Source organism: Azospirillum sp. ST 5-10 (assembly GCF_051225715.1).
Classification (GTDB): Bacteria; Pseudomonadota; Alphaproteobacteria; order Azospirillales; family Azospirillaceae; genus Azospirillum.
This window is the reverse complement of record NZ_JBPJSP010000007.1, coordinates 153,562-169,414: the sequence shown is the minus strand read 5'-3', so window position 1 is coordinate 169,414 and position 15,853 is coordinate 153,562. Positions and strand designations below refer to the sequence as shown.

At 71.3% G+C, this 15,853-nt stretch carries 16 protein-coding genes; 7 read left to right on the top strand and 9 right to left on the bottom strand.

The window, feature by feature from the left end; all coding sequences use genetic code 11:
• Positions 1-182: 182 nt before the first annotated feature.
• Complete coding sequence (locus tag ACSBPG_RS10990; protein ID WP_435537202.1) at positions 183-1,886, top strand: ABC transporter permease; 1,704 nt, start codon at positions 183-185, stop codon at positions 1,884-1,886.
• A 107-nt stretch (positions 1,887-1,993) separates the two neighbouring features.
• On the top strand, positions 1,994-2,848 hold the full coding sequence (locus ACSBPG_RS10985) for a pirin family protein (RefSeq protein WP_435537201.1): 855 nt from the start codon (positions 1,994-1,996) through the stop codon (positions 2,846-2,848).
• Between the two features lie 74 nt (positions 2,849-2,922).
• Here the strand turns inward: ACSBPG_RS10985 and ACSBPG_RS10980 are convergent, their stop codons facing one another.
• Positions 2,923-3,954, bottom strand: coding sequence for a Fe(3+) ABC transporter substrate-binding protein (locus ACSBPG_RS10980; protein WP_435537200.1), 1,032 nt, complete (start codon positions 3,952-3,954; stop codon positions 2,923-2,925).
• A gap of 352 nt (positions 3,955-4,306) precedes the next feature.
• Between ACSBPG_RS10980 and ACSBPG_RS10975 the strand changes: the two genes are divergently transcribed.
• A complete protein-coding gene (locus ACSBPG_RS10975; RefSeq protein ID WP_435537199.1) occupies positions 4,307-4,822 on the top strand; it encodes a hypothetical protein in 516 nt (171 codons plus the stop codon).
• A 136-nt stretch (positions 4,823-4,958) separates the two neighbouring features.
• On the opposite strand, the gene cobT is transcribed toward ACSBPG_RS10975, so the two are convergent.
• From cobT to ACSBPG_RS10960, 3 genes are all read right to left on the bottom strand, one after another.
• Complete coding sequence (cobT, locus tag ACSBPG_RS10970) at positions 4,959-6,836, bottom strand: cobaltochelatase subunit CobT (RefSeq protein WP_435537198.1); 1,878 nt, start codon at positions 6,834-6,836, stop codon at positions 4,959-4,961.
• 294 nt (positions 6,837-7,130) lie between these two features.
• Positions 7,131-8,135: a cobaltochelatase subunit CobS gene (cobS, locus tag ACSBPG_RS10965; RefSeq protein ID WP_435537197.1), complete on the bottom strand. Its 1,005-nt coding sequence runs from the start codon at positions 8,133-8,135 to the stop codon at positions 7,131-7,133.
• A 74-nt stretch (positions 8,136-8,209) separates the two neighbouring features.
• Positions 8,210-8,752, bottom strand: a complete 543-nt coding sequence (locus ACSBPG_RS10960) for a J domain-containing protein (RefSeq protein ID WP_435537196.1) — start codon at positions 8,750-8,752, stop codon at positions 8,210-8,212.
• Between the two features lie 190 nt (positions 8,753-8,942).
• Here ACSBPG_RS10960 and ACSBPG_RS10955 point away from each other — a divergent pair, with 190 nt between their 5' ends.
• Together ACSBPG_RS10955 and ACSBPG_RS10950 are read left to right on the top strand one after the other, a co-directional pair.
• Complete coding sequence (locus ACSBPG_RS10955) at positions 8,943-9,215, top strand: BolA family protein (protein ID WP_435537195.1); 273 nt, start codon at positions 8,943-8,945, stop codon at positions 9,213-9,215.
• A gap of 263 nt (positions 9,216-9,478) precedes the next feature.
• Positions 9,479-9,913 (top strand): ribbon-helix-helix domain-containing protein, encoded by a 435-nt coding sequence (locus ACSBPG_RS10950; RefSeq protein WP_435537194.1) that lies wholly within the window; start codon positions 9,479-9,481, stop codon positions 9,911-9,913.
• Positions 9,914-9,940: 27 nt separating this feature from the next.
• On the opposite strand, the gene ACSBPG_RS10945 is transcribed toward ACSBPG_RS10950, so the two are convergent.
• The 5 genes from ACSBPG_RS10945 to ACSBPG_RS10925 form a co-directional block, all read right to left on the bottom strand.
• Positions 9,941-10,537, bottom strand: a complete 597-nt coding sequence (locus ACSBPG_RS10945; protein WP_435537193.1) for a DUF2889 domain-containing protein — start codon at positions 10,535-10,537, stop codon at positions 9,941-9,943.
• Positions 10,538-10,664: 127 nt separating this feature from the next.
• On the bottom strand, positions 10,665-11,120 hold the full coding sequence (locus ACSBPG_RS10940; protein ID WP_435537192.1) for a CBS domain-containing protein: 456 nt from the start codon (positions 11,118-11,120) through the stop codon (positions 10,665-10,667).
• Positions 11,121-11,225: 105 nt separating this feature from the next.
• Entirely contained in the window at positions 11,226-12,602 is a 1,377-nt protein-coding gene (locus ACSBPG_RS10935; RefSeq protein WP_435537191.1) for an HlyC/CorC family transporter, read from the bottom strand.
• A gap of 18 nt (positions 12,603-12,620) precedes the next feature.
• Positions 12,621-13,733 (bottom strand): 3-dehydroquinate synthase, encoded by a 1,113-nt coding sequence (aroB, locus tag ACSBPG_RS10930; protein WP_435537190.1) that lies wholly within the window; start codon positions 13,731-13,733, stop codon positions 12,621-12,623.
• On the bottom strand, positions 13,730-14,299 hold the full coding sequence (locus ACSBPG_RS10925; RefSeq protein WP_435537254.1) for a shikimate kinase: 570 nt from the start codon (positions 14,297-14,299) through the stop codon (positions 13,730-13,732). The genes aroB and ACSBPG_RS10925 overlap by 4 nt, the downstream gene beginning before the upstream one ends.
• Positions 14,300-14,526: 227 nt before the next feature.
• On the opposite strand from ACSBPG_RS10925, the gene ACSBPG_RS10920 reads away from it, so the two are divergent.
• Complete coding sequence (locus ACSBPG_RS10920) at positions 14,527-14,715, top strand: hypothetical protein (protein ID WP_435537189.1); 189 nt, start codon at positions 14,527-14,529, stop codon at positions 14,713-14,715.
• A gap of 39 nt (positions 14,716-14,754) precedes the next feature.
• Complete coding sequence (locus ACSBPG_RS10915; RefSeq protein WP_435537188.1) at positions 14,755-15,741, top strand: site-specific tyrosine recombinase XerD; 987 nt, start codon at positions 14,755-14,757, stop codon at positions 15,739-15,741.
• The last annotated feature ends 112 nt before the right edge of the window (positions 15,742-15,853 follow it).

Below are 15,853 nucleotides of genomic sequence, written 5' to 3'. Positions count from 1 at the left end.
GGCCCACCCGGGTTCGCCCCGGCGCGGTTTGCCACACTTGGCCGGAGCAATCGTCGGCGCGCAAGGGAGCATGTGGATGAGCGGTGCCGACGCGCCGGTCCCGCGCTTGTCATTGCGACCCATTCTCAGACTGTGCCAGTATTCCCGCTCCCCCGTAGGGCCATTCATCCGGAACCGCCGCGTTGACCTCCGACACCTTCCACGCCGCCCCGACGACCCCCGCCCTGAAGGCCGCCGCCCCGACCCGCCGTCGCCTGCCCAACGCCTGGACGGCGGCGACCCTGCTGATCGCCCTGCTCGTCGCCCTGCCCGTGCTGGTGGTGGCGAGCCGCGTCCTCCTGCCGAGCGGCGGCGTCTGGCAGCATCTGGCCGAGACGGTGCTGTGGGAGTACGTGACCAACACGGTCCGCCTGGTGGCCGGCGTCGGCGTCGGCACGCTGGTCATCGGCGTCGGCACGGCGTGGCTGGTCACCATGTGCCGGTTTCCCGGCAGCCGCACCCTGGAATGGGCGCTGCTGCTGCCCATGGCGGTGCCGGCCTACGTCATGGCCTACACCTACACCGACCTGCTGCAGTACGTCGGCCCCGTGCAGACGGCGCTGCGCGACGCCTTCGGCTGGACCCGGCGGGACTACTGGTTCCCCGACATCCGCACGGTGGAGGGGGCGGCGACGATGATGACGCTGGTCCTCTACCCCTACGTCTATCTGCTGTCGCGGGCCGCCTTCCTGGAGCAGTCGGTGTGCGTGCTGGAGGTCAGCCGCACGCTCGGCCGCGGGCCGTGGCGCAGCTTCTTCTCGGTGGCGCTGCCGCTGGCCCGTCCCTCCATCGTCGCCGGGCTGGCGCTGGTGCTGATGGAGGTGCTGGCCGATTTCGGCACGGTCCAGTACTTCGCGGTCAACACCTTCACCACCGGCATCTACCGCACCTGGTTTGCCATGGGCAACCCGGTGGCCGCGGCCCAGCTCGCCGCCACCCTGATGCTGTTCGTGCTGGCGCTGATCCTGCTGGAGCGCTGGTCGCGCCGCCAAGCCCGCTACCATCACACCACCACCCGCTACCGCAACCTGCCGCGCCGCCGCCTCGCCGGCTGGCGCGGCGGGCTGGCGCTGGCCGCCTGCGGGCTGCCGCTGCTGCTGGGCTTCGTGGTGCCGGCGGGGGTGCTGCTGCACATGGCCGTCACCGTCGGCGACGACCGCCTGCGCCGCACCTTCTTCGAGCTGGCGGCGAACAGCTTCACCCTGGCGGCGCTGGCGGCGCTGCTGGCGGTCGCCCTGGCGCTGGTGCTGGCCTACGGCCAGCGCCTGCACCCCTCGCCGGTGCTCAAGGGCGCGGTCCGGGTGGCGGCCATGGGGTACGCCATCCCCGGTTCGGTCATCGCGGTCGGCGTGCTGATCCCCTTCGCCCACTTCGACAACGCGGTCGACGCCTTCATGCGGACCAATTTCGGGGTCTCCACCGGGCTGCTGCTCAGCGGCACCATCGCCGCGGTGCTGTTCGCCTATCTCGTGCGCTTCCTCGCCGTCTCCCTCAACACGGTGGAGGCGAGCCTCGGCAAGGTCCGCCCGACCATGGACCACGCGGCGCGGGTGCTGGGCAAGACGGCGGGGCAGACGCTGGTGCGCGTGCACGCCCCCATCATGGCCGGCAGCCTGCTGACGGCGGCGCTGCTGGTGTTCGTCGACGTCATGAAGGAACTGCCGGCGACCATGATCGTGCGGCCCTTCAACTTCGACACCCTGGCGGTGCGGGCCTACACGCTCGCTTCCGACGAGCGGCTGACCGAGGCGGCGATGCCGGCGCTGGCCATCGTCGCCGTCGGCATCCTGCCGGTGGTGCTGCTCAGCCGCTCGATCCGCCACACCCGGCCGGGGCAGAGCGACTGATCCGATTGTTGTCCGGCACGCAACGGAGTGGCGCGCCGGAAACGGCTGTGCGGACGGTGCGCAAGCGCCTACCTGTTGCGCAGTCCCCCACCGCCGGGAGCGTTCCCATGACCCATTCCCAAGCCGGCACCGCCCGTTCCGTCCTCGCCACCGTCCCCGGGATGGAGACCTCGGACGGCGCCGGCGTCCGCCTGACGCGGCTGATCGGCACGCCGCGCCTGCGCATGCTGGACCCGTTCCTGATGCTGGACTTCTTCGGCTCCGACGATCCCGGCGCCTACATCGCCGGCTTCCCCGAGCATCCCCACCGCGGCTTCGAGACGGTGACCTACATGCTGGCGGGCCGCATGCGCCACGCCGACAACCGCGGCCATTCCGGCGTCATCGAGACCGGCGGCGTGCAGTGGATGACGGCCGGGCGCGGCATCCTTCATTCCGAGATGCCGGAGCAGACCGAAGGCGAGATGCGCGGCTTCCAGCTGTGGATCAACCTGCCGGCGCGGCTGAAGATGTGCGACCCGGCCTACCAGGAGTACCCGGCCCCGCGCATTCCCGTCGAGGCCCGCGACGGCGGCGTCGCCGTCACGGTGATCGCCGGCACCACGTCGCACGGCACCGCCGGGCCGATCCGCGCCGAGGCGACGGACGCCCGCTACCTCGACGTGGTCCTGCCGCCGGGCGGCCGCTTCGCCGAGCCGCTCACCGCCGGCCACAGCGCGGCGGTCGTCGTCTACGAAGGCGCCGCCACGGTCGCCGGAACGCCGGTGGAGGCGCTCGGCGTCGCCGTGCTGGGCGACGATGGCGACCACGCCGCCGTCGCCGCCGGGCCGCGAGGGGCGCGGGCGCTGTTGCTGGCCGGCCGTCCCATCGGCGAGCCGGTGGCGTGGGGCGGCCCCGTCGTCATGAACACCCGCGAGGAGGTGCTGCAGGCCTACCGCGACTTCGAGGAAGGCCGGTTCTGACGGGCCCCGCACAGAGGAAAAGGGCGCGCCCCTCCGCCGGGCGCGCCCTCGACTGAACCGCTCCGGCCGGTGGCTTACTTCCAGCCGGCGCGGTCCATGATCTTCAACGCCTCCTCGTTGTTCTTGCCGTAGACGGCGGCGTTGAGCTCGTCCTCCTTGAACGGCCCCCAGGCGGCGACCACCGGCGCGACCTCGGCCCCGGCGACGATCGGGTACTCGAAGTTCAGCTCGGTGAAGATCTTCTGCGCCTCGGGGGTGACGAGGTACTCCAGGAACCGGACGGCCTCGTCCCGGTGCGGCGCGTTCTTGACGACGGCGCCGCCGGACACGTTGACGTGGGTGCCGCGCCCCTGCTGGTTGGGGAAGATGACGCCCAGCTTCGACGCCACCGCCTGATCCTCCGGCTTGTCCGAGGCGGCGAGGCGGGCGAAGTAGTAGCTGTTGGACACGGCGACGTCGCCTTCGCCGGCGGCGACGCTGCGGATCTGATCGGTGTCGCCGCCCTGGGGCTTGCGCGCCATGTTCTCGACCACCGCCTCGGCCCATGTCTGCGTCCATTCCGCACCGTGGGCGGCGATCAGCGAGCCGACGAGGGACTGGTTGTAGACGTTGGTGGAGGAACGCACCAGCAGGCGGTCGTTCCACTTGGGATCGGCGAGATCCTCGTAGGACTTCAACTCCGACGGATCGACCGCCACCTTGTTGTAGATCAGGATGCGCGCCCGCTTGGACAGCCCGAACCAGTAGCCCTCGGGCTCGCGCAGGTGGGCGGGGATGGCCTTCTCCAGGATCTCGGACCGGATCGGCTGGAGGATCCCGGCGTCCTGCGCCCGCCACAGGCGGCCGGCGTCGACGGTGATGAGGACGTCGGCCGGGCTGGCGCCGCTCTCGTTGCGCAGGCGCTCGATCAGCTCGTCGTCCTTGCCCTCGATCAGGTTGACCTTGATGCCGGTCTGCTTCTCGAAATTCTCGTAGAGCGCCTTGTCGACGTCGTAGTGGCGTGCGGAGTAGACGTTGACCACCTTGTCCTGCGCGCCGGCCGCCCCGGCGCTCAGCATCACCGCGCCGAGTGCGGCAAGCACCAGCCCGCGCGTCGCGTTGAACATTCGGTCCACTCCCTCTGCTCGGATCCCCATTGACTTTGCGAATTGTTCGCAAGGCCCCACCTTGACCATGCGGGAAGGGGCTGTCAAGCGCGAATGATAACTGTTTGCATGCATGGCACCGGGGCCGCGGGGCGGCCTGCCCGCACCTGTTGCCGAAGTGGCGCAGCGCTGTGGCAACTGCATGGAAGAGGCCGCGCCACCGCGCCGTAATGGCTTGGTCCGAATACGGCTTCGCCTAAAATGCCTGCGACCTGAAGGGCGTGTTTTTCCGCAACACTACGCTTGCACCCGCCCGTTCGAAGGATATCATGCGGGCGGGGTTAGCCCGAACGGATCGCAAAGGACCGCACCGATGCGCTGGACACTTGTTTTGACGCTGCTCGCCGGGCTCATCATGTCGGCGCTCACCCTGACGCCCGCGAGCGCCGTCGATATCGCCAAGTCCAGCGCCGACTTCGGGCCCGAAGGGGCGTGGGCCAACTACTGCGAGATCGACCGCATGACGGACGCCAAGACGTGCCGTCTGCTGATCTACCGCCTGTTCGACGAGGGCCGCGAGGTCGGCTTCGTGGCGCTGAGCGTCATCCCCACCGGCACCGACTACCATCTCTTCCTGACCACCAGCCAGGGCCTGATCGAGAGCTGTGCGATTCGCATCGACCGCCAGCCACGCATCGAGACGCACATCGCCACCATCAACATGTGCATGTTCCCGAACTTCGTCTCGGGCCGCATCGCCGACCAGTTCCGCAACGGCTCGACCGTGCTGGTGCGGGTCAACTTCCTGCGCGCCGGCAAGCGCGACATCGATTTCCCGCTCAACGGCTTCAGCCGCAACTTCGAGGAAATGCAGCGGAACCTGCAATAATCTTGGATGGACCAAGTTTTATAGCACCAGGATTTGAAGATTCGGAGATCGAAAGGGGCCTCGCCACGCGCAGGCCCCTTTCGTTCTTATATTCTTTCAATCTTCGCGTTGAAAATCCGAACCCCGCCGGCGCGCGTCACGCCCGCCGGCGCACCGGCCGTCCCGGCATGGCGCGGTCGTCCTCGTCGAACAGCTCGGCCAGCTTGTTCATCATGGTGCCGCCGAGCTGCTCGGCGTCGACGATGGTGACCGCGCGGCGGTAGTAGCGGGTCACGTCGTGGCCGATGCCGATGGCCACCAGCTCCACCGGCGAGCGCGTCTCGACGTAGTCGATCACCTGGCGCAGGTGCCGCTCGAGGTAGTTGCCGGAATTGACCGACAGCGTCGAGTCGTCGACCGGGGCGCCGTCGGAGATGACCATCAGGATGCGGCGCTGCTCGGGCCGGGCGATCAGGCGGTTGTGCGCCCACATCAGCGCCTCGCCGTCGATGTTCTCCTTGAGGATGCCTTCACGCAGCATCAGGCCGAGGTTCTTGCGGGCGCGCCGCCAGGGCTGGTCGGCCGATTTGTAGACGATGTGGCGCAGGTCGTTGAGGCGGCCGGGGCCGGCGGGCTTGCCCTGCTGCAGCCACAGCTCGCGCGCCTGCCCGCCCTTCCAGGCCCGCGTGGTGAACCCCAGCACCTCGACCTTGACCGCGCAGCGCTCCAGGGTGCGGGCCAGGATGTCGGCGCTGATGGCGGCGATGGAGATCGGCCGGCCGCGCATGGAGCCGGAATTGTCGATCAGCAGCGACACCACCGTGTCGCGGAAGTCGGTCTCCTTCTCCCGCTTGTAGGACAGCGGCAGCACGGGATTGACGACGATCCGCGACAGCCGGGCGGCGTCGAGCATGCCCTCCTCCAGGTCGAACTCCCAGGCGCGGGTCTGCTTGGCCAGCAGGCGGCGCTGCAGGCGGTTCGCCAGCTTGGCGATGACGCCCTGGAGATGCTGGAGCTGCTGGTCGAGCATCAGGCGCAGGCGCGCCATCTCGTCGGGGTCGCACAGCTCGGCGGCGTCGACGGTCTCGTCGAACTGGGTGGTGAAGGCCTTGTAGGCGTTGGGATCGACCTCGTTGCGCCGGTTGTACTCCGGCCGCCAGGGCACGCCGGGCCCGGCCGGCTCCTCCGCGCCCTCGCCCTCGCCGAGCTCGCCCTCGCCCTCCTCGCCGCCCTCGTCGGCCCCCTCGCCGGCGCCGCTGTCCTGCATGTCGGGCGACGCCATCTGGTCGCTGGGGTTCGACACCTCGTCCTGGCCGCGGGTCTGGCCGTCGTTGGCGGGCTGCTCGTTCTCCTCGGAGTCCTGGCGGTCCTGCTCCTCCTGCTCCTCCTCGGTGTCCGGCTCCTCGCCGACCTCCATGTCGAGCTCGGAGAGGAGCGAGCGCACGGCCCGGGCGTAGGCGTCCTGGTCGGCCATGGCGTCGCTCAAGGCGTGCAGGTCGTGCCCCAGCTTGTCGCGGATCCAGGGGCGCCAGAGGTCGACCGCGTGCCGGGCCGAGGCCGGCGGCGCGGCGCCGGTCATCGCCTCGCGGGCGACCAGGCGCAGCACCTCGGCGAGCGGCGCCTGGTCGCGCTCGGTCATCTTGTCGAAGCCCTGCTTGCGGTAGCGCTCGTCCAGCGCCGCCGCGAGGTTGCCGGCCACCCCGGCCATGGCGCGCGCGCCCAGCGCCTCGCAGCGTGCCTGCTCCATCGCGTCGAAGGCGGCGCGGGCGGTGTCGCCCAGCGGCATGCGGTGGGCGTGGATGGCGCTGTTGTGGAAGCGCAGGCGCAGCGCCACGGCGTCGGCCGCGCCGCGCAGCATGGCGACGTCGTGGGGGTTGAGGTCGCGCGCCGGCACCGGCACCCGCACCCGCGTGCCGATGACGCCCGGCGGTTCCTGGGAGAAGCCGACCTGCACGTCCTCGCGCCCGGCCAGCGTGCGGACGGTGGCGATGGTGGAGCGCTTGAAGGTCTCGAGGGGGGATTCGCGATCGGACATCTTTATCGGCTTCGCTGTTCGAAAGGCCGCGGATTCGCGGGCAAGGTTCACACGGACCGCGCGGATCCAGACAGGGATCTCACGGATGTCTCCCGGTCGGGCGGCGCCCGCTCGAAAACGGGGGCGCTCGACCCGGAACCGAACGGAAGGCCGACAGCGAGACCGTTTGCCGCCCACGCACGGGAGCCCGGGCATCGACCGCCTCCGGCACGACCTTCATCCGGGGAACCGGTGCCCGGTCCCGCGGTCGCCGTGTCTCCCGTCGTGCCGCCGGCCGGCGCCCGCCGGGAGGCGTCACACCAGGTTGACCGCCACCCCGGTCTCCGGCAGTTCGGTGCCGAAGCAGCGCTGGTAGTATTCGGCCACCGTCGGCCGCTCCACCTCGTCGCACTTGTTGAGGAAGGTGATGCGGAAGGCGAAGGCGACGTCGCCGAAGATGTCGGCGTTCTCGGCCCAGGTGATCACCGTGCGCGGGCTCATCACCGTCGAGATGTCGCCGTTGACGAAGCCCTGGCGCGTCATGTCGGCCAGGCGCACCATGGCGCTCACCGTGTCGCGCCGCTCCGGCGTGTCGTAGGACGGCGCCTTGGCCAGGATGATCTCCACCTCCTCGCGGTGCGGCAGGTAGTTGAGCGTCGCCACGATGTTCCAGCGGTCCATCTGGCCCTGGTTGATCTGCTGGGTGCCGTGGTAGAGGCCGGTGGTGTCGCCCAGGCCGACGGTGTTGGCGGTGGCGAACAGCCGGAAGGCCGGGTGCGGCCGGATCACCCGGTTCTGGTCGAGCAGGGTCAGCTTGCCCTCGACCTCCAGCACGCGCTGGATGACGAACATGACGTCGGGGCGGCCGGCGTCGTACTCGTCGAAGACCAGGGCGCAGGCGTGCTGCAGCGCCCAGGGCAGGATGCCTTCGCGGTATTCGGTCACCTGCAGGCCGTCGCGCAGGACGATGGCGTCCTTGCCCATCAGGTCGATGCGGCTGATGTGGCTGTCCAGGTTGACGCGGATGCACGGCCAGTTGAGGCGGGCCGCCACCTGCTCGATGTGCGTCGACTTGCCGGTGCCGTGGTAGCCCTGCACCATGACGCGCCGGTTGTGGGCGAAGCCGGCGAGGATGGCCAGCGTCGTCTCGCGGTCGAAGCGGTAGGCGTCGTCGACGTCGGGGACATGGTCGGTGCGCTGGCTGAAGGCCGGCACCTGCATGTCGGACTCGATGCCGAAGGTCTGGCGCACCGACACCTTGATGTCCGGCACGTGATCGAACAGGGCCGAAGCGGCCGGCGTAGCTCCTTGGGATGGCATGAGGCGATCTTGTTCGTTGCAGCGAGAGGTCCGGTCCCCGGCCGGCGGCGAAGGCCGCCGGCGGCTGTCAGGTCCTACACACCATAACAGCCTTTCAGCGTGTTGTAGGCCTGATTGATGACTTTCAGCTTTTCTTCCGCATCGCGGTTTCCGCCGTTGGCGTCGGGATGGTGGATCTTGACCAGTTCCCGGTACCGCGCCTTGATGCGGGCGAAGTCGACCGGCGGCGTCAGGTCGAGGACGATCAGCGCGTCCTCCTCCGGAGTGCGGGCGGCCTGGCGGCGCTGGGGCTGTTCCTCGCCGGGATTGCGGCCGAACTCGAAGCCGAAGCCGCGGGCGGCGCGGTCGCGCAGGAACTTCTCCTGGGCCTGCCAGTAGCCGAGCGGCCAGCTCGGCCGTTGCCACGTGGTGTCGCGCCGGGTCTCCGCCTCGATCTGCTCCGACGTCATGCCGGCGTAATAGTCCCAGGACGCGTTGTAGGCGCGCACATGGTCGAGACAGAACCAGAAATACTCGTTGAGCCGGTCCCGGCCCTTGGGCGCACGATGCTCCCCTTCCGCGGTACATCCCGGGTGTTCGCACACCCGCAGGGCCGGGCGGCGCGGTTCCTCGTACAAGCGGGTGGACGTTCGTGCACGATTGCGTTGCATCGGCAAAGTATGGGGAGATGCGGGGCCGCTGGCAAGCACGCCGGGCCGGCGCCGGGCCGGGTTCCGCACGCATATCGGCCTTGACAGGACGGCCGCGCGGCGCCCACGTGGAGCCCGCCCGCTACCCCTTCGCGCCCACCCCTTCGAGGAGTGCCCGATGACATACGCCGAACGCATCCGCCGGAAGCTCACCGACGGCCTCGCCCCGACCCGGCTGGAGGTGGTCGACGAATCCGGCCGCCACGCCGGGCACGCCGGCGCCCGTCCCGAGGGCGAGACCCACTTCAACGTCACCGTCGTCTCGCCGGCCTTCGCGGGCAAGTCGCGGGTCGAGCGGCAGCGCATGGTCTACGCCCTGCTCGCCGACGAGCTGGCCGAGCGGGTGCATGCCCTGGCGCTCACCACCGCCGCCCCGGACGAGGGGCGCTGATCCGCCCGCGCCCGACCGGGGTGCATACGAATGTGTGCAACTATTGCGGGATAAAATGAGCCAAACTTGGCATCATCTGCGCAGCGCGGGTTGCATTTCGCGCCATATTTAGTACATTGCGCGTTATGCAACCGATGCCCTGCCCGGCCCGGCCGTTCCGCCGCCCGGGCCGGGCGGAGAAAGGGCCGCCGATGCCGAAGCGAGGGCCAAAGCGCAAGACCGCGTCCGCTCTGGGGGTCGAGCCCTTGCGGAGCCAGAACGTCATGGTCCGCGGCCACCGCACGAGCATGCGGCTGGAGCCGTCCATGTGGGACGCGCTGGAGGAGATCGCCCGGCGCGAAAGCTACGGCGTCAACGACCTGTGCACCCGCATCAAGGACCGCATCGACGAGCAGGCGCGCCAGCGCGGCCTCGCCCCCGAGGAGAGCGACGTCACCCTGACCTCGGCGGTCCGCGTCTTCATCGCCGCCTATTTCCGCCGCGCCTGCACCGAGGACGGCCACTCCCGCGCCCGCCACGGCGAGGGCGATCCGTTCTCCGGGACGCCGTTCGACCTCAAGACGCCGGACGAGGAGCCGCCGCCCTCGACCGGCACGCCGGGCGTCCGGGCGGGCGGCCAGGCGGCGCTGCCGGCGCCGCGCAAGCCGACCGGCTTCGGCGGCGTCCCCGCCGCCGGCCGGCCGGGCGCCGAGGCCTGACGCGGAGTCCGTGGCGGCGCGCGCCCGTCAGTCCGCGGCGTCGGCCGGCCGGTCCCCGGTGTAATGGTCGGGCCACCGCGTGCGCGCCACCTCGCCGTCGCTGGCGAAGATGTGGCACATGTTGAGCAGCACCGGCCGCTGCCGCGGCGCCTCCGGCGCCGTGCCCTCCTCCCTGGCCCGGCGCTCGCGCTCCCGGGTGAGAACGGGATAGATGGTCTGGAAGGCGGTGGTGCCGAGCGGTCCCAGCAGCTCCACCAGATGGGTGCAGCCGTGGACTCCCCCCAGCCGCTCCTTGACCGCCCGCGTCCATCCCTTGGCGACGCTGAGGCCGACCAGCTTCTGGAAGGCGCCGACGATGGCGCCGCAGCCGCCATAGGGGCTCTTGTCGGTGACCGCCTCGACGGCGAGCACCGTCAGGCTGTCGTCGACCGTCAGGCGCAGCCACATCTCGTGGATGGGGTCGCCGGGTTCGAGGCGGCCGCGTTCCTCGGTCGTGAAGGCGTAGGCCTTCACGTCCGTCAGGTGGCCTTCGATGTCCCACAGCCCGTCGGCGCGCCGGTACCCGTTCAACGTCAGGGTCCGGGTGTGGATCGGCTCGCGCGGGGACGGGTCGGTCAGCGGCATGTCCGTGTCTTCACTCGCTGCGGTGCACAGCGAATATCGGCGACCGCCGCGCCGCGGTCAACCCGCCCCCGTCTTTGCGTCCCCGTCTTTGCGCCCCCCGGCCGGCGGCGCCGGGGCGGGCGTCCGGTCACGGCGACTGGACGGAGAACTGCGAGCCGAAGATGAACGCTTCGCGCTCCTTGATCTCCTCTTCCAGATGGTGGCGCACCTCGCTGTAGAGGTCGCGCACCGACACGATGCCGACCACGTTGCCGTCCTGCACCACCGGCAGGTGGCGGTAGCGGTGGCGCTCCATCAGGTCGAGCGCCTCGCTGGCCGGGGCGTCGGGGCCGAGCGTGTCGGGATCGGCGGTCATCACCGCCGACAGCGGCGTGGCGGCGGCGTCCCGGCCGGCGGCGACGACGCGCACGGTGAGGTCGCGCTCGGTGAAGATCCCCTTGAGCACGGTGCCCTCGGTGACCAGCACCGCGGCGATCCGGTGCTGCGCCATCCGCTGCACCGCCTCGCCGACGGAGGCGTCGGGCGGCAGGCACACCAGCGTCTGGTCCTTGATCACGTCGGGAATGATCTTGCGCGTCGGCATCCGTCCCTCCTCGCGTCCCTGTCCGATCGCGGCGGTCTCTCTCAACCATGGGCCGTGCCGGCCTTCTGCCGCTCGCCTACACTGTGCGGGATGCCGGGTTGCCGTTCAAGTCGCTTCCGGCGGCGAGGGGGGAGGGGCGGCGGGAACCGGCGGAGGTGCCGGCGCGGCGGCGGACGCCGGCTTGACGAAGGGCCGCCGCAGCTCCGGCGGCGGCACGACGCGCAGCACCGTGATCTGATGGCGCTGCCGGCGCAGGATCTCGAAGCGGAAGCCGTAGAAGGTGAAGACCTGGCCGACCTCGGGAATGCGGCGGGCCTCGTTGAGCACCAGGCCGGCGATGGTCGAGGCCTTGTCGTCGGGCAGGCGCCATTCGAACTGGCGGTTGAGGTCGCGCAGGGTCACCCAGCCGTCGACGATGTAGGCGCCGTTGGGCTGCGGGCGCACGCCGGCGACCTGCGCGTCCAGCTCGTCGGAGATGTCGCCGACGATCTCCTCCAGGATGTCCTCGAGCGTCACCACGCCCATCAGGCTGCCGTACTCGTCGACCACCAGGGCGAAGTGCTCGCGCCGCTGGCGGAAGGCCTGGAGCTGGTCGAACAGGGTGGTGGTGTCGGGGATGAACCAGGGCCGGGCGGCGATCAGGGCGACGTCCAGGTCGTCCAGGTTGGCGCCGCGCGCCCGCACCTCGCGCAGCAGCGCCTTGGCGTGCAGCACGCCGACGATGTTGTCGGTCTCGTCCTTCCACAGCGGCAGCCGGGTGAAGGGGCTGGCCAGCACCTCGTCGGCGATCCGCGCCGGCGGCTGGCTGGCGTCGATCATCACCACGTTGCGGCGGTGGGTCATGATCTCGCTGACCTCCACCTCGGCGAGGTCGAGGATCGAGCGCAGCATGGCCCGCTCGTGGCGGGTGCCCTCGTCCTCCTGCTCCGCCGAATCCTCGCCGCGGTGCAGCTCGATGGCGCCGCGCAGCTCCTCGGCCGAGCTGCCGACGGCGACGCGCTGGATGTCGGCGCCGAACAGGCGGAACAGCGAGGCGACGATCCAGCCGACCGCCGCCGTCACCGGGCCGAACAGCCAGACCACCGCGGCGATCGGCCGCGCCACCGCCAGGGCCGAACGGTCGGCGTGGTTGAGGGTGTAGGTCTTCGGCATCACCTCGGAGAAGACGACGACCAGCGCCGTCATGCCGAGCGTGGCGTAGGCGACGCCGCGGTCGCCGAACAGGCTGATCAGCACGCTGGTCGCCAGCGACGACGCCAGGATGTTGACCATGTTGTTGCCGAGCAGGATGGCGCCGATCACCCGCTCCTTGCGTTCGCGCAGCCGGTTGACCAGGCCGGCGCGGACGCTGCCCTCCTGCTCGAGCTGGTGCATGCGCGGGCGCGACGCCGCGGTCAGCGCCGTCTCCGCCCCGGAGAAGAAGGCCGACAGCATCAGCAGCACCAGGATGGCGGCGAGCGACAGCCAGAGGGTCAGGTCCATGATCGAGCGGGCCCCACGTCAGCGTCGCACCGCGTCCTCCAGCAGCGCGCGCACCGCATCGGCGGCGACGTCGCGCTGGGTGAAGGCGTGGCCGATGCCGCGGGCCAGCACGAAGGTGACGCGGCCGTCCTTCACCTTCTTGTCCTTGGCCATGTGGCCGATCAGCTCGTCCACGTCCCACTCCACGCCGGGCACCTCGGCCGGGCTCACCGGCAGGCCGACCGCCGCCAGGTGCGCCCGGGCGCGGGCGGCGTCGCCGGCCGGGCAGAGGCCGAGGCGCACCGACAGGTCGAAGGCCAGCACCATGCCGATCGCCACCGCCTCGCCGTGCAGCAGGCGGGCGCCGAAGCCGGTGGCCGCCTCCAGCGCATGGCCGAAGGTGTGGCCGAGGTTGAGCAGCGCCCGCTCGCCGCTCTCGCGCTCGTCGGCGCCGACGATCGCCGCCTTGGCGCGGCAGCTCGCCGTCACCGCGTGGCGGCGGGCGTCGGCGTCGCCGGCCACCACGCGGCCGCCGTGCTCCTCCAGCCAGGCGAAGAAGTCGGGCAGGCGGATCAGCCCGTACTTCGCCACCTCGGCGTAGCCGGCCAGCACCTCGCGCCGCGGCAGGGTGTCGAGGGTGGCGGTGTCGGCGATCACCAGGCGCGGCTGGTGGAAGGCCCCCACCAGGTTCTTGCCGTGGCGGGTGTTGATGCCGGTCTTGCCGCCCACCGAGCTGTCGACCTGCGCGAGCAGCGTCGTCGGCACCTGGACGAAGTCGATGCCGCGCAGGGCGATGGCGGCGGCGAAGCCGGTGATGTCGCCGATCACCCCGCCGCCCAGCGCCACCAGCACCGCGGCGCGCTCGATGCGGCGGCCGATGATGGCGTCCATCAGCCGCTCGAGGTGGGCGAAGTCCTTGGTCTTCTCGCCGGCCGGCAGGACGATCGGCTCCCCCGGCTCCAGTCCGGCGGCGGCGAGGGCGCCGTGCAGGGTGGCGAGGTGCAGCGACGCCACCGTCTCGTCGGTGACGACGATGGGGGGCCGCCCGCCGGTGACGGCGGCGATGCGGTCGCCGGCCCGGCCCAGGATGCCGTCGCCCACCAGGATGTCGTAGCTGCGGGGGCCGAGGTCGACCCGCACGGTGTCGGTCATCGATGCTTCTCCTCCTGATCGCCGGCCGGGCGCAGCGCCAGGCGGAAATGGTCCTCCAGCGCGCCGACGACCCGGTCGACGGTGTGCTCGAGCGGCTGCTCGTCGCTGACCACGGTCAGGTCGGCGTCGGCGTAGACGGGATAGCGCACGGCGATCAGCCGCTCCAGGATCTCCCGCGGGTTGCCCTGCTTGAGCAGCGGCCGGTTGCTGCGCCGCGCCGTGCGGGCCAGCAGGACGTCGAGGTCGGCCTTCAGCCACACCGACACGGCGCGCTCGTGCACGAGCGCCCGGGTCTGCGGGTCCATGAAGGCGCCGCCGCCGGTCGCCAGCACGTGCACCGGGCCCTCGGCCAGCAGCCGGGCGATCACCTTGCGCTCGCCGGTGCGGAAGGCCGCCTCGCCGTCCCGGGCGAAGATCTCCTCGACGGTGCAGCCGGCCGCCTTCTCGATCTCCGTGTCGGCGTCGCGGAAGGGCAGCCCGAGCCGCGCCGCCAGACGGCGGCCGATGGCGCTCTTGCCGGCCCCCATCAGCCCCACCAGCACCACCGTCCGCGGCAGCGCCGGCACCGGCTGCGGCGGGTGCGGGCGTCCGGCGACGGCGGTGGGGGAACGGTCGGTCTTGGGCACGCTGGTCTCCTGGTCACAAACCTGTCCCGCGGGCGCTGTTGCGTCGCGGGAGCCGCTCGGGATAAAGTGGTAACTCCATACGGGCGTCGGCTGGCCGCCGGAGTCGCGGTCGTCAGTGCGTCTTAGCACGAAGTGCGTCCTTGTCCCATCCCGTACGGATAGTCGCCGTGGCACGTTCCCGCTATCGCTCCACCTCCTCCAACTCCCCGGGTTCCATGAGCCGTCTCCTGTCGGTCATCGTCGTCCTCCTGCTGGTCGTGCTCGGCGGCGGCATGGCGGTTCTCGCCACCTGGGACATGCCGGCCCCGTCGAAGACGGTGGAGAAGGTCATTCCGGATGCGCGCTTCCCGCACTGACGCCGGCCCGGCGCCGCCGGGCTGAGGGGAGAGGCGCCCATGGCCCGCCGGGGCAGACCCTGCAAGCCACGCCCGCTGACCCGGTCGCCGCACGTCGACGCCTTCCTCGACATGCTGCTGGCCGAGCGCGGCGCGGCCGCCAACACGCGCGAGGCCTACGACCGCGACCTCGCCGACGTCGCCCTGTGGCTGGCCCAGCGCGGCACGCCGCTGGAGGACGCGTCGAGCGAGGACCTGCGCGCCTATCTCGACCACCTCGTGCGCTCCGGCGCGGCGCCGGCGCCGCGCACGGTGGCGCGCCGGCTGTCGGCGCTGCGCCAGTTCTTCCGCTTCCTGGTGTCGGAGGGGCGGCGCAGCGACGACCCCTCGTCGGTGCTCGACAGCCCGCGCCAGGGCCGGCCGCTGCCGAAGATCCTCAGCGAGGCCGAGGTGCTGGCGCTGATCGACGCGGCGCACCGGCGCGGCGGCCCGGAGGGCATGCGGCTGGTGGCGCTGCTGGAGATCCTCTACGCCACCGGGCTGCGCGTCTCGGAGCTGGTGGGGCTACCGCTGTCGGCGCTGCTGCGCGACGGCCGCGGCCTGATCGTGCGCGGCAAGGGCGGCAAGGAGCGCATGGTGCCGCTGTCGGACCCGGCGCGCGCGGCGATAGCCGCCTACCTGCCGCTGCGCCCCGCCTTCCTGGTGGCGGGCCGCGAGGGCCGGCAGGCGGGCTTCCTGTTCCCCTCGCGCAGTTCGGCGGGCGGCCATCTGACGCGCCAGCGCTTCGCGCAGATCCTCAAGGACCTGACGGTGGAGGCCGGCATCGACCCCGACAAGGTCAGCCCGCACGTGCTGCGCCACGCCTTCGCCACCCACCTGCTGGACCGCGGCGCCGATCTCCGCTCGGTGCAGAAGATGCTGGGCCACGCCGACATCGCCACCACCCAGATCTACACCCACGTGGTCTCCGACCGGCTGCGCCGGGTGGTGGTGGAGAACCATCCGCTGGCGCAGCGCCCGGTGCCCGGCAAGGCGGGCGCGGAGTAGCGCCCTTCCCCCAGCGACATGGCGCGCCTTGGGGCCCCGCCCCCGCCTGTGCTATACGCGCAGACAAAAGGGGCCGCGCCGCGGCGGCGGCCCGACGAACACGGGGGACACG